Origin of the sequence: Empedobacter sp. UBA5528, assembly GCF_002426075.1 — a bacterium.
GTDB lineage: Bacteria > Bacteroidota > Bacteroidia > Flavobacteriales > Weeksellaceae > Empedobacter > Empedobacter falsenii_B.
On record NZ_DINY01000012.1, the window covers coordinates 1 to 26,307 of the forward strand.

Annotated in this window: 21 protein-coding genes; 10 read left to right on the forward strand and 11 right to left on the reverse strand. The window is 32.9% G+C overall.

From position 1 onward, the window contains the following. Nucleotides 1-17: 17 nt before the first annotated feature. The gene (locus B4L98_RS03235) at nucleotides 18-323 is read right to left on the reverse strand and encodes a hypothetical protein (RefSeq protein WP_291060162.1); all 306 of its coding nucleotides are present in this window, start codon (nucleotides 321-323) and stop codon (nucleotides 18-20) included. 124 nt (nucleotides 324-447) lie between these two features. Here B4L98_RS03235 and B4L98_RS03240 point away from each other — a divergent pair, with 124 nt between their 5' ends. Then, the gene (locus B4L98_RS03240; RefSeq protein WP_180906125.1) at nucleotides 448-759 is read left to right on the forward strand and encodes a hypothetical protein; all 312 of its coding nucleotides are present in this window, start codon (nucleotides 448-450) and stop codon (nucleotides 757-759) included. Nucleotides 760-839: 80 nt separating this feature from the next. On the opposite strand, the gene B4L98_RS03245 is transcribed toward B4L98_RS03240, so the two are convergent. The 6 genes from B4L98_RS03245 to B4L98_RS03270 form a co-directional block, all read right to left on the reverse strand. Further along, nucleotides 840-2,177 carry a hypothetical protein gene (locus B4L98_RS03245; protein ID WP_114999477.1) on the reverse strand — a complete coding sequence of 446 codons (1,338 nt, stop codon included), beginning with the start codon at nucleotides 2,175-2,177 and terminating at the stop codon, nucleotides 840-842. Between the two features lie 18 nt (nucleotides 2,178-2,195). Next, complete coding sequence (locus B4L98_RS03250) at nucleotides 2,196-2,876, reverse strand: c-type cytochrome (RefSeq protein WP_286486256.1); 681 nt, start codon at nucleotides 2,874-2,876, stop codon at nucleotides 2,196-2,198. Further along, the gene (locus tag B4L98_RS03255; RefSeq protein WP_414646664.1) at nucleotides 2,876-3,454 is read right to left on the reverse strand and encodes a DUF3341 domain-containing protein; all 579 of its coding nucleotides are present in this window, start codon (nucleotides 3,452-3,454) and stop codon (nucleotides 2,876-2,878) included. Before B4L98_RS03255 ends, B4L98_RS03250 begins: the two co-directional genes overlap by 1 nt. Next, nucleotides 3,435-4,838, reverse strand: coding sequence for an NrfD/PsrC family molybdoenzyme membrane anchor subunit (nrfD, locus tag B4L98_RS03260; protein ID WP_038336919.1), 1,404 nt, complete (start codon nucleotides 4,836-4,838; stop codon nucleotides 3,435-3,437). The genes B4L98_RS03255 and nrfD overlap by 20 nt, the downstream gene beginning before the upstream one ends. Nucleotides 4,839-4,872: 34 nt before the next feature. Continuing rightward, nucleotides 4,873-8,034, reverse strand: coding sequence for a TAT-variant-translocated molybdopterin oxidoreductase (locus B4L98_RS03265; protein ID WP_291052301.1), 3,162 nt, complete (start codon nucleotides 8,032-8,034; stop codon nucleotides 4,873-4,875). Between the two features lie 22 nt (nucleotides 8,035-8,056). Continuing rightward, nucleotides 8,057-9,475, reverse strand: a complete 1,419-nt coding sequence (locus B4L98_RS03270) for a c-type cytochrome (RefSeq protein WP_291047038.1) — start codon at nucleotides 9,473-9,475, stop codon at nucleotides 8,057-8,059. 414 nt (nucleotides 9,476-9,889) lie between these two features. On the opposite strand from B4L98_RS03270, the gene B4L98_RS03275 reads away from it, so the two are divergent. Then, nucleotides 9,890-10,378, forward strand: coding sequence for an SPOR domain-containing protein (locus B4L98_RS03275; protein WP_291077515.1), 489 nt, complete (start codon nucleotides 9,890-9,892; stop codon nucleotides 10,376-10,378). An 18-nt stretch (nucleotides 10,379-10,396) separates the two neighbouring features. Then, nucleotides 10,397-10,588, forward strand: a complete 192-nt coding sequence (locus B4L98_RS03280; protein ID WP_291047040.1) for a hypothetical protein — start codon at nucleotides 10,397-10,399, stop codon at nucleotides 10,586-10,588. 117 nt (nucleotides 10,589-10,705) lie between these two features. Here the strand turns inward: B4L98_RS03280 and B4L98_RS03285 are convergent, their stop codons facing one another. After that, entirely contained in the window at nucleotides 10,706-11,026 is a 321-nt protein-coding gene (locus B4L98_RS03285) for a hypothetical protein (protein ID WP_291077517.1), read from the reverse strand. Nucleotides 11,027-11,183: 157 nt separating this feature from the next. Here B4L98_RS03285 and B4L98_RS03290 point away from each other — a divergent pair, with 157 nt between their 5' ends. Both B4L98_RS03290 and B4L98_RS03295 read left to right on the forward strand, forming a co-directional pair. Further along, entirely contained in the window at nucleotides 11,184-11,507 is a 324-nt protein-coding gene (locus tag B4L98_RS03290; protein ID WP_180906117.1) for a HopJ type III effector protein, read from the forward strand. A gap of 162 nt (nucleotides 11,508-11,669) precedes the next feature. Continuing rightward, complete coding sequence (locus B4L98_RS03295; RefSeq protein ID WP_291047042.1) at nucleotides 11,670-12,875, forward strand: IS256 family transposase; 1,206 nt, start codon at nucleotides 11,670-11,672, stop codon at nucleotides 12,873-12,875. Nucleotides 12,876-12,933: 58 nt separating this feature from the next. On the opposite strand, the gene ccoG is transcribed toward B4L98_RS03295, so the two are convergent. After that, nucleotides 12,934-14,388, reverse strand: a complete 1,455-nt coding sequence (ccoG, locus tag B4L98_RS03300; RefSeq protein WP_286501947.1) for a cytochrome c oxidase accessory protein CcoG — start codon at nucleotides 14,386-14,388, stop codon at nucleotides 12,934-12,936. A gap of 145 nt (nucleotides 14,389-14,533) precedes the next feature. On the opposite strand from ccoG, the gene B4L98_RS03305 reads away from it, so the two are divergent. Next, on the forward strand, nucleotides 14,534-14,968 hold the full coding sequence (locus B4L98_RS03305) for a hypothetical protein (protein WP_291077521.1): 435 nt from the start codon (nucleotides 14,534-14,536) through the stop codon (nucleotides 14,966-14,968). A gap of 14 nt (nucleotides 14,969-14,982) precedes the next feature. On the opposite strand, the gene B4L98_RS03310 is transcribed toward B4L98_RS03305, so the two are convergent. Beyond that, nucleotides 14,983-15,864: an AraC family transcriptional regulator gene (locus B4L98_RS03310; RefSeq protein ID WP_291077523.1), complete on the reverse strand. Its 882-nt coding sequence runs from the start codon at nucleotides 15,862-15,864 to the stop codon at nucleotides 14,983-14,985. Between the two features lie 78 nt (nucleotides 15,865-15,942). Between B4L98_RS03310 and B4L98_RS03315 the strand changes: the two genes are divergently transcribed. Beyond that, complete coding sequence (locus B4L98_RS03315) at nucleotides 15,943-17,010, forward strand: patatin-like phospholipase family protein (protein ID WP_286514548.1); 1,068 nt, start codon at nucleotides 15,943-15,945, stop codon at nucleotides 17,008-17,010. A gap of 40 nt (nucleotides 17,011-17,050) precedes the next feature. Here B4L98_RS03315 and B4L98_RS03320 read toward each other — a convergent pair whose 3' ends face one another. Next, nucleotides 17,051-17,377 carry a hypothetical protein gene (locus B4L98_RS03320; RefSeq protein ID WP_125349744.1) on the reverse strand — a complete coding sequence of 109 codons (327 nt, stop codon included), beginning with the start codon at nucleotides 17,375-17,377 and terminating at the stop codon, nucleotides 17,051-17,053. 139 nt (nucleotides 17,378-17,516) lie between these two features. Between B4L98_RS03320 and B4L98_RS03325 the strand changes: the two genes are divergently transcribed. The 3 genes from B4L98_RS03325 (at nucleotide 17,517) to B4L98_RS03335 (ending at nucleotide 26,268) form a co-directional block, all read left to right on the forward strand. Beyond that, a complete protein-coding gene (locus B4L98_RS03325; RefSeq protein WP_291077526.1) occupies nucleotides 17,517-18,554 on the forward strand; it encodes a serine hydrolase domain-containing protein in 1,038 nt (345 codons plus the stop codon). A 161-nt stretch (nucleotides 18,555-18,715) separates the two neighbouring features. Further along, nucleotides 18,716-23,923 carry a translocation/assembly module TamB domain-containing protein gene (locus tag B4L98_RS03330; RefSeq protein WP_291077528.1) on the forward strand — a complete coding sequence of 1,736 codons (5,208 nt, stop codon included), beginning with the start codon at nucleotides 18,716-18,718 and terminating at the stop codon, nucleotides 23,921-23,923. After that, nucleotides 23,920-26,268 (forward strand): BamA/TamA family outer membrane protein, encoded by a 2,349-nt coding sequence (locus tag B4L98_RS03335; protein ID WP_291077530.1) that lies wholly within the window; start codon nucleotides 23,920-23,922, stop codon nucleotides 26,266-26,268. Before B4L98_RS03330 ends, B4L98_RS03335 begins: the two co-directional genes overlap by 4 nt. Nucleotides 26,269-26,307 lie beyond the last annotated feature (39 nt).

The following is a 26,307-nucleotide window of genomic DNA, read 5'->3' on the forward strand; positions in this document are numbered from 1 at the left end:
TTCAATCCTTTTCTTTTTTAATCATTATGATGTTTATGATGCCCTTTCTTTTTATAATATTTCCCATTATTTTTCTTTTGTTGAACTGGTGCATATCTTTTTGAAGATTTATCACCGTGTACTTTTTTGTGTTGACCTGGTGGTAAGCTACGATGGTCATCATATCTTACTTCGTACTTCGGATATTTCTTATACTTCTTTTTGTGTTTATGCTGATGCTCTAATCCATATATAGTTGTAGATCCATCACACGAAACCAAAAATAAAGCAGCAAGAGCAAAAACTGCAATCAAGTTAATTTTTTTTAATAGTATTAGTTTCATAATCATATTCATTATATTCACTTTGAAATAAAACAATAACCTTACCAAAAAAGACTTTACTATATTTTAATGAATATACTGATTGGAATAGTATTTGAGACTCAATAATTAAACTATTAAAATTATGAAAGAAAAAATCCAATACCGCTACAAAACAACAAACGAAGCCTTAGACGAACTAAAAGAAAATGGTTTTACGATTGACTATAATATCGAAAAAGATCAATTAAAACAAGCTCCTGAAATCTTTGATATCGTGTGTATTTATCGTTACGAAGGAATGTCTGATCCTGATGACGAATCTTCGGTTTATGGTATAATCAATAATCAAAACGGAGATAAAGGTGTTTACGTGGTTGGAAATTTATCAACAGATGACGATGTCGATCATTTCTTGGTTGATTTGGAAATAAAACGTAGAACAATTCAAGAATAAAAATATTACAAATTATTAATCAAATAAAAAAGCTCGATGCAAATGCATCGAGCTTTTTAGGTTTTATAACATCTTTCTAATTAGAAAGGATATTCATAAATTTTTGATTCGTGGAAGTAAGGGTGACCTTTTGCTTCTAGGTTTAATTTAGAAACTGCATTCATAACTACGAATGTAAATAATCCTCCGATTCCAACTAATGCTCCAATTTCCATTAAACCAAAGTTGTGGAATGGTCCAACAGCTGCTGGCATAATTTGGTTGTAGAAATCCCAGTAGTGTCCAAAGATGATAACGAATCCCATCGCGAAAACGATTTGGTAACGACGTTTCATGCTTGATGAAATTAAAATCAAGAATGGAGCTACTAAGTTAATGATCAACATCCAGAAATATAATGGGTATTGCGCCATACGTTGTTGGAAGTATTGAGCTTCCTCAGGAATGTTCGCGTACCATTGTAACATGAATTGACAGAACCATAAGTATGACCATAATAATGAGAAACCAAACATGTATTTTGTTAAATCATGTAAATGGTTATCATTAAATAATGGTAATGCGTTCTTTCTTTTTAAGTAGATAGAAATAATTGCCATAATAGAAACCGCAGAAACTAAATATGAAACCATTCCGTACCACATAAATAATGAAGAGAACCAGTGTGGATCTAAAGACATCACGAAATCCCAAGCAAATGCTGCAGAACAAATTGCGAAAATCACTAAGTAAATTACTGATTTTTTGTACAATTGAGCGTACACTTTTAAGTCTCCGTTTGTCTCATCTAATTTACGTGTTGCGTTTTTAATTACTGGTAACATTAAAGATAATACTACTAAGTAAATAACACAACGTACTAACCAGAAGTTAGGACTTAACCAAAGTTGAGCTTTGTTCGCCATGAAGATATCATACTTCTCGCTATCAGGATTTATTAAATCAGCATCCATCCAGTGGAATAAGTGATTCATGTGAAAATAAGATCCTAAAACGATGATAGCTACAAGTACAGAACCAACTGGTAAAAATGATGCGATAGCCTCCATAACACGAGATACTACCATAGACCAACCAGCGTTAGCTACGAATTGAATACATAAGAAAAACAAAGCAGATGCTGCAATACCAAACGATAAATAAGCTGGTACATAGAAAGCAGCCCAAGGTCTGTTTTTCAATAAATTTGTCAAATGCTCCATGTGTCCAGCATGATCTGTGTTCATAGATGCATAAGAATCTGAAATGTAGTCACCAAAAAATTGAGTTGGGTGAGCTTCAATCAAACCGTTAATATATTCAGTTGAATTAGCAACATCTTGTTGATGTAAGAAAAATCCTATCCCGTAAAGTACAACACCTATAACAGCTAAGATAAGTGATGCATTTTTTAATCTTGGGGAAAATGTATATTGCATAATAATTAACTTATTTTATTATTTATTAGTTGCTGTTTCAGTTTCTGTTGCAGGTTTTGCTTCAGCAGTTGCTTCTCCAGCTGGAGCAGCGGCAGCTGTAGTAGCACCTTTCAAACTCATTACATATTCAGCAACTCTCCAACGGTCTGCAGGAGTCAATTGAGATGCGTAAGAACCCATCGCATTTTTTCCGTACATAATTACATGATAAACAGAACCTACTGTAACATCTCTTTCGCTATAATTAGGAACACCTGAATAAGCTTTAGATTTTACGATTGATCCTTGTCCATCACCAGCGTCACCGTGACAAACTGCACAGTTTTGTCCAAACAATAACTTACCTCTTTCTAAGTCTGCAGCTTTGTTAGCGGCATTCAAAGGAGAAACAGTTACTGCTTTTGCTTGTGCATAACCAGCGTTATTGTTTTTGAAAGTCCATGGTAAAATATCACCATCTGTTCTTGCAACAGCACCTTCTACAGATTCTAATGCAGACATATTATGATTTTTACTTAATACAGGAACTTCAGAGTTTTCTTCGTCATGAGGGTAACCAAAAGTTGCCTTTTCGTAAGGATCATATGCCGTAGGATAATACATATCTGGCATATATACGATACTTGCGTGACGTTTTTTATCAGAACAAGAAGTGATAATAATACTTCCTAATCCTATAAGTAATGCTATCTTTTTCATTATGCTTCTTGTACTAAATTGTTAACACTTGGTTCTACGACTACATCACCTTTTACAGTTACTTCTTCAGCACCAGTTTCTACANNTTCTACAAATACATTTTTGATTTTCTCAACATCAGCTGTTCTGATTTCGATTAAGAATTTATCATCTGTTGTACGTGGATCTGGGTTTTTAGCTTTAGCTCCTGGGTACATTTTGTTACGCACTAAGTATGTTAATGACATAAAGTGAGCTGCACAGAATACTGTCAACTCGAACATAATAGGAACGAAAGCTGGCATATTCTCACCCCAAGAAAAAGATGGTTTCCCTCCAATATCTTGAGCCCAGTCATGGTTCATAATAAACCATGTCATCAAAGATGCTAACGTTGTACCAAATGCACCGTAGAAGAAAGCAAGGTCAGAAATACGAGTTTTCTTTAATCCTAAGGCTTTATCTAAACCGTGTACAGGGAAAGGTGTATATACTTCATCTATCGTAATACCTTGTTTACGAATAGATTTTACTGCTTTTAATAAATCATCATCGTCTCCGTAAAGACCATAAACGATTTTAGTGTTCGTGATGCTCATCTTCAGTATGATGTTTTTTATAGCTTTCGCCTGATGATTTCAAAATAGTTTTTAACTCAGATTGTGAAATAACTGGGAATGTACGTGCGTACAATAAGTATAACACAGAAAAGAATCCCATAGTACCTAAGAAGATACCTACGTCTACCCATGAAGGCATAAACATTGTCCAGCTCGATGGCAAATAGTCACGAGATAAGTTGATAACGATAATATCAAAACGCTCGAACCACATACCGATGTTAACTACGATAGAGATAACGAATGTCCAGAAGAAGTTTCTTCTGATTGGACGAATCCATAATAATCCTGGTACTAAAACGTTACAGATAATTAACGCCCAGAATGCCCACCAATAAGGTCCTGTTGCTGCTCCTGGAGAGAAGTATGTAAAGTCTTCGTAACGAGATCCTGAATACCAAGCGATCCATAACTCTGTTAAGTAAGCTACTGCAACCATACCACCTGTTACAACGATTACAATATTCATATACTCGATGTGTTTACGTGTGATATAATCTTCGTAGTGTAAAACTTTACGCATTACACTTAATAATGTTTGTACCATCGCGAAACCAGAGAAAATAGCTCCAGCAACGAAATATGGAGGATATACTGTTGAGTGCCATCCTTTGATTACCGACGTTGCGAAGTCAAAAGATACAATCGTGTGTACCGAGAATACTAACGGTGTACATAAACCAGCTAATACCAAAGATAACTCTTCGAAACGTTGCCAGTGTTTTGCTCCACCACCCCATCCGAATGATAAGATTCCGTAGATTTTCTTAGCGAATGGTTTTGTTGCACGGTCACGTACCATAGCGAAGTCAGGAATTAATCCCATCAACCAGAAAACTGTTGATACAGAGAAATACGTAGAAATCGCGAATACGTCCCATAATAATGGTGAGTTAAAGTTAGGCCATAAAGATCCAAATTGGTTAGGAATTGGGAATACCCAGTACATTAACCATGGACGACCCATGTGAATTACAGGGAATAACGCTGCCTGTACAACGGCGAAGATTGTCATGGCTTCCGCAGAACGGTTAACCGACATTCTCCATTTTTGACGGAATAATAATAAAACGGCTGAGATTAACGTACCAGCGTGACCGATACCTACCCACCATACGAAGTTGGTGATATCCCAACCCCAGTTAATCGTTCTATTCAATCCCCATACACCAATACCAGTTCCTACTGTATAAGCAATTGCTCCAACACCAAAGATGAATGCAACCATTGCTATACTGAAACATGTCCACCACAATTTACTTGCTGGCGTCTCAATTGGACGAGCAATGTCTACTGTGATATCGTGGTAGGTTTTATGTCCTAAAATAAGGGGTTCTCTTACCTGTGATTCGTAATGTGACATATTTGTTTACCTTATTAATTCTTTACTAATTTAATTAAGCTTGTTCTTTTCTGTTTCTAACTTTTACTTGATAGATAACGTTTGGTTTTGTACCAATTTCTTCTAATAAAACATAAGAACGTTTATCTTTCGATGCTGCTCTTACTTCAGATTTATCATCATTGATATCACCAAATTTCATCGCACCTGTTCCACAAGCAGCAGCACAAGCAGCAGCAGCCATAAACTCTTCGTCTTTAACTACTCTGTTCTCTTTCTTAGCTTTTAAGATTGCAGCTTGAGTTTGTTGGATACAGAATGAACATTTCTCAATTACTCCTCGTGTACGTACAACAACGTCTGGGTTAAGTACCATACGACCTAAATCATTGTTCATGTGGAAGTCATATTTGTCATTATTCGCCCAGTTAAACCAGTTGAAACGACGTACTTTGTAAGGACAGTTATTTGCACAATAACGAGTACCAACACAACGGTTATAAGCCATCATGTTTTGACCTTGACGACCATGAGATGTTGCACCTACTGGACACACAGTCTCACAAGGAGCGTGGTTACAGTGTTGACACATTAATGGTTGGAAAATCACATCTGGATTTTCAGCCTCTGGCTTAATTAAACGTGTATATTGTTGTGGTTCGTTATCTGGATCAGATTCTAACGCAACTTTTTGAGTTAATTTTCCATCTTTATCTTGGTAAGTAACATCAGAGTAGTAACGGTCAATTCTTAACCAATACATATCTCTCGACATACGCATTTGCTCTTTACCAACAGTTGGCACGTTGTTTTCTGCTTGACAAGCAATTACACACGCTCCACATCCTGTACAAGAATTCATATCAATTGTTAAATTGAAGTGAGGTCCTGTAGAACGATCAAAACTAGCCCATAAGTCAACTTCACCTACTGGAGAATCTCCTCTCCATGTTGGCATCTTCGCAACTGGATTCCATTCTTGACGATCTGTGTTGATGAAATCTGCTAAAGAAACTTCTCTTGCGATTTCGTAACGTCCCATCAATGTTGGTTGTTGTTGCATGTTAGCAAATTCGTGTTTATCTGAACGAGAAGATTTCTCGATCTTAACATTAGATGCACCTACGTTACCAGTGTATAATGCGAAAGCATTAACCCCTACATTGTTTGCAACTTTACCAGCTTTTGTTCGACCGTAACCGAAAGCTAAACCTACAGTTCCGATTGCTTGACCTGGCTGAATGAATACTGGAACGTTTTCTAAAACTACTCCATTAACAGTTAAGTTTACATACTCACCGTCAAATTGCATTCTTCCGTTTGTAACGTTATAGTTATCTTGAATTTTGATTCCTAATTTTTCCGCATCATTTGGATTAACTGTTAAATAGTTATCCCAAGAGTTACGTGTAATTGGATCTGGTAATTCTTGTAACCAAGGATTATTTGCTTGTGTACCATCTCCTAAACCAGCTTTAGAATAGAATTGAATTTCCCATTCTGTTGCTTTAGCTCCAGCTAATTTTGTAGCAGCCGCAGCAGCAACACCAGTGTTAGCATTAAATGCAGAAGTTTCAGTCGCTTCATTATAACCATTGTATAATGCTTTGTTGAAATCTACACCTAATTTTGGTAAAATAGCTGATTCCCAGTTTTGTTTTACATATAAGTAATATGGAGAAACTTTTTGTCTTGTTGCAGAAACCGCCATCACCATAATTGGATCATTTGGATCTTCTACTTCTGTAACTTTAGTAACTCCTGTCATCCATGCGATTAATGAATCTTGGAATTGACGAGAATCAAAAATACGTGGAATTGTTGGTTGTTGTAATGAATATACACCTGTTAATGGGTTGAAATCATTCCAAGACTCTAAACCGTGAGTAACTGGAGCAATAACGTCCATTACTGATGCAGTTTCGTCTAATTTTTCATCTAAACCAACTTTAAGTCCAATGTTTTTAAAAGCTCCTTCAATTTCTTTTGCATTTTTAGCATTGTAAATTGGATTTGTTTGGAAGTTTAATAAAACTCCAACTTGTCCAGCTTTAGCTTCAGCAACAAATTGATTAAATACAGCGTCGTTAGACTCTTTTAATAAAACAGCTTTATCAGAAACTGCAGCTGATCCTAATAATTGGTTAATTGCAAATGCAATTGCGTATGCTTCTTTCGAACCATCTGCCATTACTACAGCTTTAGAACCTTTTGCTGTTAATTCAGCAGCAATAGCTAATGCTTCTTTAGAAGAAGCTGAACCACCTGCTAATTTATTATAAACTTCAGCCAATACTTTTTCAGTATCAGTTGGTTTTAATGGATAACGTGTATCAGCATTTGCTCCTGTTAAAGATAAAACAGATTCTACTTGGATGTGACGCATCATGTTTGCTCCTGGTTTACGAGCAACACCATAATCACCTTCCATTCCACCACCATTGTAATCACCTAAGAAATCTGCGTTGAAAGAAACAACTAATTCAGCATTCTTAAGATCATAGAATGGCAATTCTCTTTTTCCGTAAACTTCTTGCGCTGCGTCTAATGCATTCGTAGAAGAAATTGCATCATAAACAACGTGTTGAGTTGTTGGATATTTTGTTGCAAACTCAGCAATCAACTTTTTAGTTGTTGGTGAAGGTAAAGAAGAAGTTAAAATAACTACTTTTTTCCCTCCTACTGATGCTAATGCTTTTGTTACACGTGCATCAAGCTCTTTCCAAGATGTTGCTTTGAAGTTATCACCTGCGTTTGTTAAAGGTGATTTTATTTTATCAGAATCGTATAATGATAATACAGATGCCTGAACACGTGCATTTGTAGAACCATAATATTTTGCGCCTTTGTTTGCATCAATTCTAATAGGACGACCTTCTCTTGTACGTACTAATACGTTCGCGTAATCGTATCCATCAAAAACTGTTGATGCATAATAAGTAGGTACACCAGGCATAATGTTTTCTGGTTTCACTACATAAGGAACAGATTTTACGATTGGAGCTTCACAGGCTGCTAAAGTAACAGCAGCTGTACTGAACCCTAAAATCTTCAAAAAGTCACGTCGTGAAGTTTGACTATTCTCCATGGCGTTATCATTCCCTAAGAAATTATCTACAGGAATTTCTTCTGCAAATTCGTTGGTAGTTAACTTTTCATTTAATGTATTGTCAGTTAACTCCTCAAAACTTTTCCAGTAATTTTTCTTCGAAGCCATTTATACTCCTCTCTTTTTTATATTAATAATGACATTTACCACACTCTAAACCTCCGATAGCATCAACTGTAATCTTAGTTGCGTCACCGTACTGTTTTTTCAGTTTTTCGTGTAGTTCTGCGTAATATTCTTTGTTATACTCGTTGTCCATATCTACCTCAGTAGTTCTGTGACACTCGATACACCATCCCATTGTGAAATCATTCGCCATTTTTACTTCGTTCATTTCATCAACACGTCCGTGACATGCGAAACAAACTTGGTCTCCTGATCCAATGTTCAATTCTTTAGCATTTGGAATAGTTCCATCTTTAATTGCTTTCTTAATCGCTTTCTCTCCTGCTACAACGTGTTGCGCGTGGCTAAAGAATACGAAATCTGGCATATTGTGGATACGTACCCATTCGATTGGTTTTTGTGGACCATCGTATTTGTTCGTTTCTGGATTCCATCCAATCGCTTTATACATTTTTTGGATTTCTCCTGTATAGAAGTTCTTAACCGCCTCCTCATCAGCGAATTTACCAGAAGTGATTAATTCTTCTTCGAAGTAATCTCCTTTGTATTCTTTGATTGTTTTGTGACAGTTCATACATACGTTTGGTGAAGGAATTCCAGACACTTTACCGTATTTAGCAGAACTGTGACAGTACTGACAGTCGATACCTTGTACACCTGCGTGAACTTTGTGAGAGAAATAGATTGGTTGTTCTGGCTCGTAACCTTTATCAACACCAATTCCCATTAATCCCCAATACACGTTGTACAATGCAAAGAATGCTAATACTGCGATTAACACACCACCAACTTTTTGGTATTTTTGGAAGAAGTTTGCGAAAGAAAAAGCAGCTTTTTCTTCTTTAGAATCTAAATCATCAGTTGCAGTTGCTTTAACTAATGCATTAACGCGAACCAAAATCCACAATAATAATGCTGCTAATACAACAAATCCAACTGCGATAACTCCTGTTCCAGCACCGCCTCCGTTTCCGGCAGCAGCAGCTTTAGCAGCAGCAGCTTCTTTCTTTTTTGCAGCTTTTGCATCATCAAAAGCCTTTTTACCACCATCAGGATCGGCAGTATACGCTAGAATATTATCAATATCACCGTCAGATAAGTTAGGAAAAGCTAACATTTCAGTGTTATTGTACTCAGCGAAAATTTTGTTTGCATACGCATCTCCAGACGCACGTAAAGCTTTGTTGTCCTTAATCCAAGCGTGTAACCACTCTTTTCCAAGTCCAGCTTGTTCTTGTACGCGTTTCTCAACATTACGTAATTCCGGCCCAATTAATTTACCATCAATCTGGTGACATGCAGTACAGTTGGCTTCGAATAATTCGTAACCTTTACCTGCATCTTGGGCATTTGCTAAGGAGAACGTCGATAGTATTATCGCGCAGCTCCATAAACGTATTCTTTTTAGAAATCTTGCCTTCATTTACTTAAATAATCTCAGTTCGTTGTTTCTTTTAACTCGTTTTTATTTGAACACTTAACTAACAGCAAAAATAGCTTCAATACTTAATAAAATCATAAAGTTTACATACTGAACTTTGTCATTGAGCTTAATTTAAAACGTTTCTAAATTAATTGTTAAAAAATATGGGTCTATAAATATTATCTATTTGGTTTTGTAGAAAAGATTTAGAACAAGAAAAATTGCTATTTAACATAATTTTAAAAATAATCAAAGTTCTTTTTATTAGAATCTGCCAATCAATTTTATAGTTTTATCATCATTAATTAGTATTCATAAAAAAATTGGAACAATATTCGTTGTAAGAAAATAAAAGTCTATAAAATTTAATAACTTAATTGTAAAAAGTATATTTGCACAAATTAATTTCATCTTATGAAAAAATTTATCTTTTTATTCCTTATTACTTTTTCTTCTTGTGTTTTTGCTCAAGATAAAATTGATACTGTTCAAATCATCAATAATGGTACATTGAATATGGAAATTGATAGTAGAATAAATAATGTATTAAAAGCAAAAGAAGATGCTGTTTGTAGTTATACCACTACTGTAAAGAAACCGACAGAGAAAAAAACAGTTATACAATCTAATGATCCTTGTGCGGGAACGCCACAAGTAAGTGGTTTCAAAATTCAGATTTATTATTCAAAAGATAGAAAAGATGCGGAGAAAGTAAGAAATGAATTTTCTAATTCTTATCCACATTTATCGGCTCAGACTGCTTATTTCTCGCCAGATTATCGTGTTTTGGTTGGAGATTATTTCACAAGAGCATCAGCTTCGAGAGATATTCGTCGTTTAAAATCAAAATATAACAGTGCTTTTTCTATTCCGTTCAAGGTTTTGTGTAGAAAAGCGAAGTAATAGTTTATAAAAAGGAAAATGTATCCTTATCACAACAAAATAAAACAACGAATAAATAATGGCGAATTAGTTTCGTTTGAGTTTGTAGAAAAATATAAAAATATTTCTCCATGTTTAGTTTTATATTTCAAAACAGAACCTTTTATAAGACATATTCGCGAGCATCGTTTTTCTGAATATAGACAATTACTAAAAATAGAAAACGATTAACTTCTTTTAGAGATTTAAAATTTATTCGAAAACATAAAAAAATCGTTATCAATAATCTTGGTAACGCTTTTTTATATTTTAATGGTAATATTTAGTAGTTGATTCATGCTTTTGTTTTTAGTTGTTCAGAATTCTAACTCTGCCCTCAATTTCTAATTGGATAAGTATCGATGCTAAATTAGTTTGTACAAATCCTAAATTACCTGCAACTAAAACACCTTTTTCTCCAGTCGATATTTTTTCGATTCCATAAACACTCGATTCATCTTCTGGACTCGAATTTCCTTCGTAACGATAGATGTAAATAATCTTAAAATCATGCGGATGATCAATCAAATAACTTTCTAATAAATTAAAATCTTCTTGATATCCTTTTTTGGCAAGCTCGCTTAGCGCAACACTTGACGTTTCATAATTAAATTGCCTTCTTTCGAACATAAAATTTATTTTTATTTTGTTAATAATTATAAATCTAATTAATTAATAGACAGAAAGTTGTTAAACATACGTTAACAATTTGATGACATAAAAAATTTAACATACTTAATGATTTATTGTATTCGAAATAAGTTCTTATTTTTGACAAAAAGATACAATGATTTTAGAAAAATTAAACCAAAACGAAGCAAATTTTGCTGATGTTATCGCACATATCGAAGAAAATTATACTTATACAGCTTCTGCATTTGTAAATGGAAATCAGGAAAATGCTGTTGATCAAAACCAAGGAAGTGCAAAAGTTTTTGCGTTCGCAAAATTGAATAATTTTTCGGAAGATGATACCTTAAAATTATTTGCAGAACATTATCAAGCGGTTTTAGATACGCCAGAAGGAACAGACCACAACAACATTCGTCAATTTATGAAGAACGGTTGGAATGGTGTCAAATTTGAAAACGAAGTATTGAGAAAGAAATAATCTCGATAAGAATAATTAGAATAAACAAAAAACGTCTTACATAATGTAAGACGTTTTTTGTTAATTTAAGGCAGTATCCCAAAAACTGTGTAAATATAAAATAAGGTGGTTTTTAGTAACTCACCTTATTTATTTTATTAAATTTATAAAACACAGTTTATTATGAAAAAAACTGTAGCACAATTCATTCAAGATCAAGGTCATTTAGAGGGGATCAAAACCCAAGAAGACCTAAGTAAATTATTAAAAGAATTACATTCAGACTTATTAGAAGCCATGCTTCATGGGGAGCTTGAAGCTCATTTAGGCTATTCCAAAAATGAGAAAAGTGACAATCCAAATGCGCGAAATGGCACTACTTCAAAACGTTTAAAAAGTGAATATGGAGAAACGACAATAGAGGTTCCTCGGGATCGTGAAGGTAGTTTCGAGCCCATTATCGTTCCAAAACATCAATCCAAATCCGTTTCCGTTGAAAACATGGTGATTTCGCTTTACGCAAAAGGTCTGAGTGTTTCGGATATTGAGCAGGAACTTTACGAATTATATGGCTACAAACTCTCTACATCAGCGATCTCCATCATTACTGATAAAGTGAATAGTCAAGTATTGGATTGGCAAAATCGTCCTCTTGAATCGATTTATTGCATTGTTTGGATGGATGGTATTGTATTCAAAGTACGTCAAGGTGGAAAAGTAATCAATAAAACGATTTATTTAGCCGTTGGTTTAAATCGTGAAGGTCACAAAGAAATCCTTGGAATGTGGCTTGGAGAGAACGAATCTGCTGCTTTTTGGCAAGGTGTGCTGACTGATTTGAAAGTTCGTGGAGTTGAAGATATTTTGATTACTTTAACCGATAATTTGAACGGATTTACTCAGGCAATCACCAATATTTTCCCTCAAGCGAACACACAAATTTGTGTAGTTCATCAAATTAGAAACTCGGCTCGATATGTGGTTTGGAAAGATAAAAAAGAGTTTACCTCAGATATGAAATTGATTTATAATGCGACAAATAGAGAAATGGCAGCTCATGAATTAGACCGATTCGCCGAAAAATGGAATCAAAAATATCCTTACGCGATACAATCTTGGAGAAATAACTGGGACGAATTGACTGTATTTTTTGACTTTCCCATTGAAATCAGAAAAATTATTTACACCACCAATCTTATCGAAAATTTGAACGGAAAAGTGCGTAAATACACCAAAAATAAGATGGTATTCCCAACGGACGACGCGCTGAAAAAGTCGGTTTATCTATCCTTAATGCAAATTTCTAAAAAGTGGACACAACCTATTCATAATTGGGGGATAATTTTAAATCAATTTTTAACTATTTTTGAAAAAAGGGTTCAACTATAAAATAGTCAAACCCATCTGAAATCTATTTACACAAAATTTTAGATAGTGTCTTATTTAACTAAAAAGGCGCCATAAAACTAATCGTATAATGATCGATGGTTTCTCCATTCAAATCTTTCAATTCTAAAATAACTGGTACTTTATAAGATTTAAGTTCACTTTTTGGTATTTTAATATCGATTAAACCTTGTTTTAATTCACCTTCGTCTATCTTTATAAATTTATCAGGTTCTACCAATAACACCGTTTTTCCACCTTTAAAACCATTTACGTTCACCACCAATTTATAAGGCTTGTTCGTTTTATTCATCAAACTATATTGCATTGTATTGATGATATAATCTCCTTCTACGACATAATCTTTTCCTGGAACTTGTAGAAATTTCACTTCAACATCACTTCTATTCAACATAAAAATTGTCATAGCAGAAATCATTGCGACTAAAATGAGTGAAAAAACAATTGATCGTCCGTTTATTCTAAATGGTTTTCCTTGTGCAATATTTTCTTCTGATGCATATTTTATTAAACCTGTAGGTAAATTAATTTTTACCATTATTTCATCACAAGCATCCATACATGCTGTACAGTTGATACATTCTAATTGAGAACCATTTCTGATGTCAATTCCTGTAGGACAAACCGCGATACATTGTCCACAGTCGATACAATCTCCTTTTCCAACAGCAACGCGATCTTCACCTTTTCTAAATTTACTTCGACCATTTTTTCCTTCTCCTCGAAGATAATCATAAGAAACCTGCATTGTTTTTTTATCAAGTAAAACCCCTTGTAAACGCCCATAAGGACAAACCAATGTACATACTTGTTCACGAAACCACGCAAATACGAAATAAAATAATACACTAAAAATAAATAATCCTAAAAACTTCCCACCATGTTCAGTAGGACCTTCTTTATACATTTGTATCAAGACATCCATTCCTATTATATAAGAAAAAAGAATGTTTGTTGCTAAAAACGAAACAATATAAAAGACAAACCATTTGCCTCCTCTTTTCAGAATTTTCTCTTCATTCCAATCTTGTTTATCTAATCGTATTTGTTTATTTCGATCTCCTTCTATCCAAAATTCTATTCTTCTAAATACTCCTTCTAAAAAAATAGTTTGAGGACAAACCCACCCACAGAAAAGTCTTCCATAAACAGAAGTAAAAAGTATGACAAAAACCACACTTACAATCATACCAAAAGCAAGTAAGAAAAAATCTGTTGTAAAAAATGGATAACCAAATAAGATAAAATTTGTATTAAAAACATCAAATTTAAAGATGGGGTTACCATTTGGTAGTTTTATAAAAGGAATAACAACTAACAGAATCAGCAATATAGAGTATACAACTGTTCTATAATTTGTAAATTTTCCCGAAGGTTTCTTTGCATACACCCATTTTCGTGTTCCTGACTTTGTAAACGTCGCTACTTCAGTTCTAAATTTCTCATTTTCGGCAGCTAAATTATTCTCAAAATCAGTTTTGTTCAACTCGTTCATATTACTCTTGATATTAGTATACAAATTTACCACCAGAACACCTCTAGAATCTGGCACTATTTATGGTATTTATGGTAGTATTTACGGATTGATATAAATCATTAATTCATAAAGATTTACTAATATACATCTAAACTACCTACTTATGAAAAAATTATTAACCTTCTTTACTTTATTGATTACTGTTTTCACTTTTTCTCAAAACATCTACAATTCTAATAATGTAGATAAATTTGCTGTTTATCCAGATTGTAAAGATGAATCAGGTAGTTATTTAGAATGCTTTAAAAATAAACTTAACGAAGAGGTTTCTGATAAATTATCAAAAATGACATTGGATAAAATATTACGCGGATCTAGTGATTATTTTGCAAAATTGAATTTTATTATTGACGAAAATGGATATTTTACCAATATAACGTCCCAAGGAAACGAAACATTAGCTCGAATTTCTACTCAAATCCTTTATAGAATAAACAGAGAACAAGAAGAAAAGTCAACAAAGATAAAACCTGCTTTGGTTAATGGAAATCCCGTAAAAGTGTATTTTAATATTTCAGTTCACTATACCAACAAATAAAAGAATGTCAAAAGTTAAAAATAATATTGTTTTCTGAATTGTTCTGGCGTAAACTCAGTATATTTTTTGAAGAATTTTACAAAATAAGAAGCATCCTGAAAATTGAGTAAATAAGCAATTTCAGTAACAGAAATCTCTTTATTAACAAGTAATCGTTTTGCTTCTAAAACAATGCGACTTCTTATTAATTCACCTGCCGATGTTCCCAAAATATCTTTGCACAACGCGTTCAAATGATTGGGTGTGATGTACAACAATTCAGCATACTCTTTTGGCAATTTTTTAGTCTTGAAATTTTGATCGATAAGCGACTGAAAATTATGCAACAATACAGATTGATAATCATTTGTTTTGACATTTACAGATTCCAAACTACGTTCGATATCAATGAATAAATTCATCAAATGAAAACCAATTTTTAAATTCGAGAATTGGTTATCCTGATGATTTTCTTGAATCATTTCTTCAAAATAATTTGCAATTTTTTCTTGTAAATCTGGCAAAATTTCGACTACATGATCTTTTACCAAAATAGATTGTAAAAATCGAAACTTTTGTAAAATAGAAGAATTAATTCCAATCCAATCAAAAAAATTATCAGAAAAATTCACGACAAACCCATCATATTTTTCCTTAAAATACCATTGGTGTACTTGTCCAGGTTTCATAAAATACATTGTCCTAGATTTAGCCTCAAACTTCTCAAAATCGATCAAATGTTCTCCACTACCTTCTGTAAAATAAACCAAATGGTAATAATTATGACTGTGAACTTCCTGCAAATGTGGATTACTATCAACATAACCTCTAAAACGATCGATGGAAAACAACTCATTACTATTTTTTTCGGTATTCAGGTTACAGATATCGTATGTTGGGAAAAGTTTTTTGGTCATTTTGAAACAAATTATCAAGTGTAAAAATAAAGAATATTTGAAAGGAAAAGTTTAACTTTAAACAATAGAACATCAAAAATGGAATTTAAAGAGAAAAAAATTGTCTTACTTTCTTTGGATGGCGGAGGAATTAGAGGAATTATATCGTGTGTCATTTTAAAATACATCGAAGATAAATTAAAGGAAATTCATGACGAAAATGCTAAAATAGGCGATTATGTCGATTTTATTGCAGGTACAAGTACTGGTGCTTTAATCGCTTCTTTGTTATTATCTCCTTCTATCGAAAATCCAAAAAGAGCAAAACACTCGATTACAGATGCGTTGAATATTTATTTAGGCGAAGGGAAAAATATTTTCTCAAAAACATTCTGGACAATTCTCAATAATCCGTTGAGTGTGCTGAAAGATAATTTACCAACGCTTGTATTGGAAGAGCAATTAAAAATCGTTTTTGGAGAGGCAGAGTTAAAAGATTTGATTCGTCCTTGCGCGATAGTTTCTTATGATACTGAGCATCAAAAACCAAAAATTTTCAATTCAATTGATGGAATTTCTCCTTTCCGAAATTTTTATGTAAAAGATATTTGTCGTGCTTCATCAGCTGCACCAACTTATTTTGAACCTGCAAAAATAAAATCATTCGCTGATCAAGAATTTAGTTGTATTGATGGTGGAGTTTTTGCAAACAATCCGACTTTTGTTGGTTTTATCGAAACGCAAAAAATAAATTTCAATAAATACTTCAAAGATGAATTAAAGTATAATGGAACAGCACCTTTACAAGAATTTATTATCATTTCTCTCGGAAATGGTTCGCGTGCAAAATCTTATAAACACGAACATTTAACAGGAATTTCAAAATCGAAATGGGTAGATCCTTTGGTAGACATTTTTATTTCAACCGGCGTTGATATGGTCGATCAGGAAATGAGAAGCATGTTCGCTTTATTGAAACCAAAATATCAACAAAATTATTATCGATTTAATCCTGAAATTCCAGAATCTGCATTGGATTTAGGAAATGTTTCCAACAGCAATATTAAAACGTTATTGGATGTTGCCAATGATTATGTAGCAAAACACAAAGAACATTTGGACGAAGTGGTTCAAAAATTAATTTTCAATCAAGTTGAAATCTCATAAAAAAAGGCTTTGAGTAAAATTTCAAAGCCTTTTCTAATTTCTATTTATTTCGAACATAAACAAATATTTCCTGTTCTCGATTCAATCCTCTATTATCCACAATACTTTCTAAACAAGCGTGACAATCTGTTACAATTCCCTCTCCATTGTAATTTGTATAACTTCCATTCTCTAGCGCAACAACATGCGGTTTTAACAAATCTGCATTCAGTTTTTTGCGTTCTCCAATCAAGGTGTACACATATTCACGTCCAGTTTCGTCAGTAAAATTATCCACTTTATAAATTTGATCCAATTCTCTTTCGTGATCAATTATAACAAATAAGTAGTCTTTGTGGCTATCTTTTTCAAAAAAAATTCTTCTCATAGCTTCAATTGTTTGACTCAAATTTAATAAAAGAATATTTGTTTCACCAATGAAAATTAAAAAGTTTTAAGAGAATTTTAAAATATTATCAATTTCAAAACAGATTATATTTTACTTTTACATCAACCAAAACACAAAAATGAAAACTCTTCTAAAAATCTTGACTTTAGGATTAATTTGCCTTATTTGTGAACCAATTTTCGCGCAAAAAAACGCACAATTAAAACTCGACTTCGAAAAAATTATCCTTTCAAAACATTCATTTCCTTTTAATGGAGTTGTGATCGTTTCCAAAAATGGTAAAACGATTTATGAAAAAGTACACGGATTTAAGAATTTTGAAGAGAAAATTGCACTAAATAAATCAAATCAATTTGAAATTATGTCAAATTCAAAATTGTTTACGTCAGTTTTAATTTTGAAAGAAGTCGAAAAAGGGAATATCAATTTGCAAAAATCGATTAAAACATATTTACCAGAAATCACTCAATCGTGGGCAGATTCTGTTACTGTACATCAATTGCTTAATCATACGCATGGAATCCAAGATATCAACAAACCTTTGTTGTTCAAACCTGGAACAGAGTTTAAATATGGAAATTATTCGTGTGTTCTTTTAGGTAAAATTTTGACAAAAGTAACACATAAAACTTTCCGAGAATTGGCTACAAATTTGTTCAAAGAAATTGGATTGAATGAAACTTTTGTTTATTCCAAAACCGAAAAGCATCAATTAGTACAAGGATACTTTTATCGAAATGATTCTCTTCTTCCAAATTATCAAACAGTGATTACGGAAGAAGATTTACCTGCAGATGGAATAATTTCTACTGCTAATGATTTAGTAAAATGGAATAATTTATTACACAATGGTAAAATTCTACAACCCGAAACATATCAACTTTTGATCACACCTTCTACTCTTTCGCAACACGATGTTTTTGGGAAAATACCGCAAGGTTATGCCTATAACATCAGAAATATAACCGAAAACAACATCAATTACATTGGACATACGGGATTAGGAGATGGTTTTTCTGCGATAAATATCTATTTCCCGAAATCAAAAGTTAGTTTGGTTGTTTTGCAAAATATAATGCCAAATACTTCGGAAGATTATTATTTCTACGAAAAACAATTCAAAAATAGTTTACTCGAAAGCAATTTAGTTAGGTAAAAATATTTATCTTCAAAACATTTATTAAGTAATTATAAAACAATATTTTTGGTATTATCCTTGTAGGAAAATTGTTATATAATCACGATCCAAAACGAATAAAATCTAACCAATTGAGATTCAACTTAAAGAAAATACTCAAATATTTTTCAATTTCTATATTGTCAATAATTTTGTTATTAACAATTGCAATTTTTAGTTTACAGTTTCCTGCTGTACAAAATTTTGTAAAAAATAAATTAGTTAATTACCTCGAAAATAAAATACATACAAAAGTACAATTAGATCGTGTTTATGTCGATTTTCCAAACAGTTTAGTGATGGAAAATCTCTACTTACAAGGACAAGATGTTGACACGCTTTTATCGGTCAAAAAGTTTGACGTTGGTTTAGATATTTGGCAATTAACCAAAAGTAAAGCAGATATAAAATCTATTGATTTGAGTGGCGTTCATGCCAATGTTATCCGTAAACCAGATGGGAAATTCAATTTCGATTATATTATCAATGCTTTTGTAACAGACGAAAAAGACGAAAGTCCTTCAAAGCCATTTATCATTTCGTTAGATAAAATAAAACTGAATGATATTAATGTTTCGTTCAATGATCATCAAGCGGCAAATAACATCAAAGTTCATCTAAATTCGTTTGATACGCGTGTCAAAAAATTCGATTTAGAGCAAAATTCGTATGGAATTGGCGATATCAATTTAGACGGTTTAAAGCTAAAATTGAAACAAGATATTGTAAAAGAAGTTGCGAAAAAAGTAGAAGAAAAAGTAGATTCTTTGAATGATCAAAAGCCGATGAAAATTGAATTGAAAGGAATTAATTTAACCAATTTTGATATCGATTATGGCGATAATATTTCTGGAATGTTTGCAAAAGTAAAATTCAAAGATTTCAAAACCAGGGTTAAAAAGCTTGATTTACAACAAAATTCTTATGCGGTTGATGATATTTTGGTGAATGGTTTGTTGGTTGATTTTAATCAAAAAATGGTTAATAAAATCAAAGAAAATAATGTTGATAAAATTGATCCAAATGCAAAACAAACTCCATTGCAAATTGGGTTGAATAAGATTAATTTGAATGATATCAAAGTTTATTATGGTGACGAAAATTCGAAGACTTTTGCCAAAATTAACCTAAACAAATTCGAAACGAAAGTCAATAAACTTGATCTTGAAAATTCAATTTTCGACATCGAAAATATCTTATTAAAAGACGCTGATATCGAAGCAAATTTATTCCTTTCTTCGAACAATTCTACTTCCACTTCATCCACTTCTTCAACCCCAATGAATTTGGTTTTGAATGAAACGAAATTAGAAAATGTAAAAGTAAAATACAACAATACTGCTGAACGTCGAACAGCACAAGGAATGGATTTTAATCATTTGGATTTTTCTAAATTAAATCTTGATTTGCGCGATTTCGAAATGAAAAATAACACATTTGTTGGACAAGTAAAAAGTGCTGAAATAAAGGAATCAAGAGGATTGAATATTCAGAAATTGACAACAAATTTCTTGTACGCAGATACACAAGCCTATCTGAAAAACCTTTATTTACAAACACCAAGAACTGTTCTTCGTGACGAAGTTATTTTGCGTTACAATACGATTAATGAGTTAACTTCTCATCCAGAAAATGTTTTGGTAAATGCGAATATCAAAAACTCAAAAATTGGTTTTGCAGATATTCTAAATCTTGTTCCAACGCTTAGAAATACGAAGCCTTTCGACAAATATCCAAACGCCATTCTGAGTGTTAATACCAATGTAAAGGGAAAAATAAACGATTTATTGATTAATAATCTCCAAGTTTCTGGTTTAGATGATTTACAACTTTCGGCTTCTGGAAGAGTGAAAAATGCGATGAATCCGAAGAATTTATTTTATGATTTGAACATCAAAAACTTCTCGACATCATCTAAAACCATTTACAATTTAGTTCCGAAAAATACTATTCCAAATAACATTAGAATCCCTTCAAAGCTTTCTGTCAAAGGAAAAGCGAAAGGAACAACCGAAATCATCAATACACAATTGGCAATCAATTCTACGTTGGGAAATGCGAAAATTGATGCAATTGTGGACATGCAAAAAAAGGATGCCGAGAAATATAATGTCAAAGCAGATCTACAAAATTTGGATATAGGAACGCTTATTAGCAACAAAGATTTAGGTAAAATAACAGGAAAAATTAACGCTATTGGAACAAGTTTCAACCCAGAAAAAATGGTTACAAAGCTTTCAGGAACCGTTTCATCAGCTTATTACAACAACTATACTTATCAAAATATTGCACTCGATGCAAAAGTGAATCATGGAGCGTTTGATGCGCATGTTTTCTCAAAAGATCCAAAAGCGAATCTTAATTTGACAGCTTCTGGCGTGTACAAAAAAGATTTATCTGATGTAAAATTGAACGGAAATATTGTCAAATTAGATGTTCAAAAACTTGGTTTTTACAACGAACCAATGATTGTTGCAGGAGAAATTGATGCCAATTTTGCTGATCTAAATCCAGATAATTTAAATGGTTCTTTGTATCTAAAAAACTTTGCATTATCCAATACAAAAGATATTTTTCCAATGCAAGAAGTAAGCTTAATTGCGACTTCAACTGCTGATTCGAATCAAATTAATTTGACTTCGCAATTGGCCGATTTGGATATGAAAGGAAAATTTAAATTGACACAAATTTTTGGTTCGCTAACTTCAACTATTAACCAATATTATGAATTTCAGAAACCAAATAAAGACGAAAAAATAGAATCTCATCAATTCTTTACTTTGAATGCAAAAATTAAAGATGATGAGTTAATTCGAAGATTTGTTCCAGATTTGAAAAGTTTCGAAACCATAACACTTGACGCAACTTATGATGCCGATTCAAAACGACTTAATGTAGATGGAAAAATCCCGAATTTAACGTACGGAACAAATACAATTAACAACGGAGTTTTAAAACTATCCAACCAAAATGAAGCCTTGTTGTATTCGTTGAATGTGGATGCGTTAAAAAGTGAAAGTTTTCAATTGCAAAAAATTGATTTGAATGGTGATATTACAAATAATGTCATCAATTATAATGTTTCAACAAAGGATGCGAAAGATGCGACGCAATTTTTGGTGGGTGGAAATCTAAAAACACTGAATGATATAACGGAAATTAGTCTAAATCCGAATGGATTAGTTTTAAACTACGATCAATGGCAAGTTGGTGAAGGAAATTTAATTCAGTTGAGAAAAGACGGAATTGTCGCGCATAATTTCAGTTTGATGAACAATGGAAGTCAAATTTTATTGCAATCTGAATCGGAAAAAGGAACAAGCCCACTGAATATTACCATCAAAGATTTCAAAATTGAAACCATTGCAGAAATCATTAAAAAAGATGATTTACCTGCCGAAGGAACAATCAACGGAACGGCTCAAATTAGAGATTTAAACAAAGAAATGACATTCAATGCTGATTTGGCCGTTTCAGATTTAAAAGCTTTCGGAAATCCTATTGGAAATATTATCGCAAAAGTAAAAAACACTTCTCCAACCACGATTAACGCTGACATTACCTTAGATGGAAACAGCAACAACATGAAGATTTTTGGAGATTATAACACCAAAGAAAGTGCGTTTGATTTAGCTTTAGATATCAATCGATTAGAAATGAAATCGGTGCAAGGATTTACAATGAATCAAATCAAAGACACAGAAGGTTATATTTCTGGAAATCTAAAAATCGCTGGAACAATGGATAAGCCGAACATTTTAGGTCAAGTCAAATTTAATCAAGTTGGTTTAACGATTGCTGAAACGGGAAGTAATTTCAGAAAAATTGATGACGCGATTGATTTCACGAACAAAGGAATTGAGTTCAATAAATTCAAAATTAATGACAACGATGGTAATTCATTAACGATAAGAGGAGAAATTTTAACCGAAACGTATCGTGACTTTGCCTTCAATTTAACAGCAAATGCACGAGATTTCAATGTGGTAAATTCAGAAAAATCAAACGACGCCATCATGTACGGAAAGTTAGCTGTTAATGCAAACTTAACGATAAAAGGTGACTTAGATTTACCGAAAGTAAACGGAAGCTTAACCGTGACTGATGATACAAATTTCACATTTGTTTTACCTCAATCCTCACCTTCTTTACAAGAACGCGAAGGAATTGTCGAGTTCATCGATCAAGATCAAGTGGCGCTTCAAGAAACGATTAAAACAAATGAATTAAAAGCCGAATCTAAAATAAAAGGTTTGGATGTAAGTGTCAATATTGAAATTAGCAAAGAAGCCAAAACGTCTATTATCATCGACAAAGCAAACGGAGATTTTGTCGAAATACAAGGGGAAGGTGAGTTGACGGGCGGAATGGATCCTTCAGGGAAAATGACTTTGGTTGGCGTTTATCAAGTAGAAAAAGGTGCGTACGAACTTTCAGTGAGTTTATTGAAACGTCGTTTTGATATCCAAAAAGGAAGTACCATTACATGGACAGGCGAGCCAACTACAGCCAATTTAGACATCATGGCAATTTACAAAACAAAAGCCGCTCCTATTGATTTGGTCGAACAACAAATTTCGGGCTATTCTTCTTCTGAAATGAACATGTACAAACAACGAATCCCGTTCAATACCGAGTTAATTTTGAAAGGTGAATTATTAAAACCTGATATTAAATTCAATATTTCAATGGATAAAGACAATCCATCCATTGCAACTGCGGTGATTGAAAATACACAATCTAAATTGGATCAGTTGAAAAATGATGAAGCTGAAATGAACAAACAAGTGTTTGCATTATTGTTACTGAATCGTTTTATTGGCGAGAATCCGTTCGAAAGTAAAACAAGTGTTTCAGCAGAAACAATGGCGTTACAAAGTGTGAGTAATATTTTGTCGCAACAGTTGAATAATTTGGCGGATGATTTAATCCAAGGAATTGATATCGATTTGGGATTAGATACACAAGACGATTATTCTTCGGGATCTAAAAATACACGAACAGACCTGAATGTTGCAGTAAGCAAACGATTGCTAAATGACCGATTGAAAGTTTCGGTTGGAAGTAATTTTGGTTTAGATGGTGATGCGCGAGAAAATGAAAACATGACTAATATTGCGGGTGATATTACAATTGATTATAGTTTATCGCGTGATGGTAGATACATGTTGAGAGCTTATCGAAAAGATGAATACCAAGTCGTATTACAAGGACAAATTGTAGAAACAGGCGTTGGATTTATCATCACATTAGATTATGACAAATTCAAAGAGATTTTCGAGAAAAGAAGAAAAAATAGAACGAACAGAGCAAATAGAAATACACAAAATCAAGAAGTGAAACCATGAAAAAATCAATTTTAACCTATATCAAATTTATAACTTGTTCAATTTCTATTTTAGGTATTTCTTCTTGTAGCAATACACGTTTTCTGGAAGAAGGTGAAATGCTTTACACGGGCTCTAAATTAACAATAGAAGGCGATTCGTTGAGTAAAACTGATAAAGCTGAATTAAAAGATAATCTCGAAAAAAATATTATTCCAAAACCTAATTCGAGCTTTTTGGGACTTCGCCCTCGCTTGTACATTTACAACATCACAAGTGAACCGAAAAAACAAAAAGGATTGAAATATTGGTTAAAATATAAAGTAGGACAAAAACCTGTTTTATTGGGTGATGTAGACATCGAATTCAATAAAAAAATTCTGATTAATTATTCAGAAAACAAAGGATATTTCAATGCCAAAGCACAAGATGATACAATAGGTAAAAACAAAAAAGCGGAAGTACATTATGTCTTGCAAACGCGCAAACGTTATTACATCAACCAAGTTAATTTCCCAAAAGATACCACTTTAGCCGTCAACAAAGAAATTAAAAAAACGCAAGCAAATACCTTACTGAAAGATAAACAACCTTTCGATTTGGATGTGATCAAAGCTGAACGAGAACGAATAGATGATCGTTTGAAAGAAAATGGTTACTATTATTTTCATCCCGATAACATCATTGTTCAAGCGGATAGTACAGTTACGAATAAGCAAGATGTCGAACTTTTTGTAAAGTTAAAAGATAAGACACCAGAGCAAGCCAAACAACAATATAGCATTGATAAAGTAATTGTTTTCCCTGATTATAACATTCGAGAAGCGCGAAAAGGAATCTATAAAATGCCCATGAACAACGATTCGTTATCGAAATATGAGCAAAATGGATTTTACATGGTCGATTCTAAAAAGATTTTCAAACCAAAAGTTTTTGATCGTGTCTTATATTTTAAAACGGGAGATATTTACAACCGAGCAGATCATAATTTAACCCTTAATCGATTAATTAATTTGGGGGTATTCAAATTTGTGAAAAATGATTTCGTGATTTCTGATTCGGTTAACCATAAATTTGATGTGTATTATACCTTAACACCACGTGAATTTCAGTCGTTGAGATTAGAAGTTTTAGGACGAACAAATTCGGCGAATTACGGCGGTGGTGAATTAAATTTAAACTGGACACATCGAAATATTTTCAAAGGTGCAGAACAGCTTAAAATGGCTTTATATGGAGCATTTGATATGCAATTGGGCGGACAAAAAGATGCTAATAATATTTTTAGAGCTGGTTTCAATACGCAGCTTTCTATTCCAAGAATTGTTGCGCCTTTCAAATTTCACTCATCGAGTGCGTTTGTACCGAGAACCAATATTGAGATTGGTTACGAATATCAAAACAGATCGAAATTATATACGCTTCATAACTTCAATACTTCTTTTGGTTACGTTTGGAAAGAGAATGCGCAAAAAGAACATAATTTAAAGATTTTTAGTGCAACTTTATTGTTTCCAGAAAAAGTGACAGATGAATACAACAGCAAGATTTACGATTCAATTGGAAATATCATCAACCCAAGTTTGAAACGCGTTGTCGACAAACAATTAATTTTTGGACCACAATATTCCTATACCTATACCACAACAATGTTACCTCGAAAAAGTACATTCTATTACCGAGGATTAGTTGATTTGGCTGGAAATTTAACAGGATTAATAACAGGTGCAAATGCGAAAAAAGACAAGGAAAAAGAAATTTTCAAAATACCATTTAGTCAATATGCAAAAATAGAACATGACTTCCGTTTTTATCACAAATTTTCAGATAAATCATCAATTGCCACACGATTTATTGGTGGCATCGCTTATCCGTACGGAAATTCAGAATTTGTTCCCTACTCGAAACAATTCTTTGTCGGAGGAAGCAACAGTATTCGCGCATTTAGAGCGCGAACATTAGGACCAGGAAGTTATGATCCACGTAACCAAAATGCAAATTTCTTTTATGATCAATCGGGTGATATTAAATTAGAAGTAAATGCAGAATTTAGACAAAAATTATTCAGTTTTCTTAACCTTGCCTTGTTTGTTGATGCTGGAAACATTTGGTTAATTAACGAAGATGAAACACGTCCAGGTGCTAAGTTTTCAAAAGAGTTTATGAATGAAATTGCAGTTGGAGCTGGTTTAGGACTACGTCTAGATTTTAATATCTTAATTTTAAGATTAGATTTAGCAACACCGCTTCGTGTCCCATATTATGAAAAAAATGATCGATGGACATTTGATAAGATTGATTTCGGAGATAAAGCATGGCGAAAAGATAATTTAATTTTGAATATTGCCATTGGATATCCGTTCTAAGCAAAGCGTAAAGCAAAAATAAAAAAAATGAGCGTCACA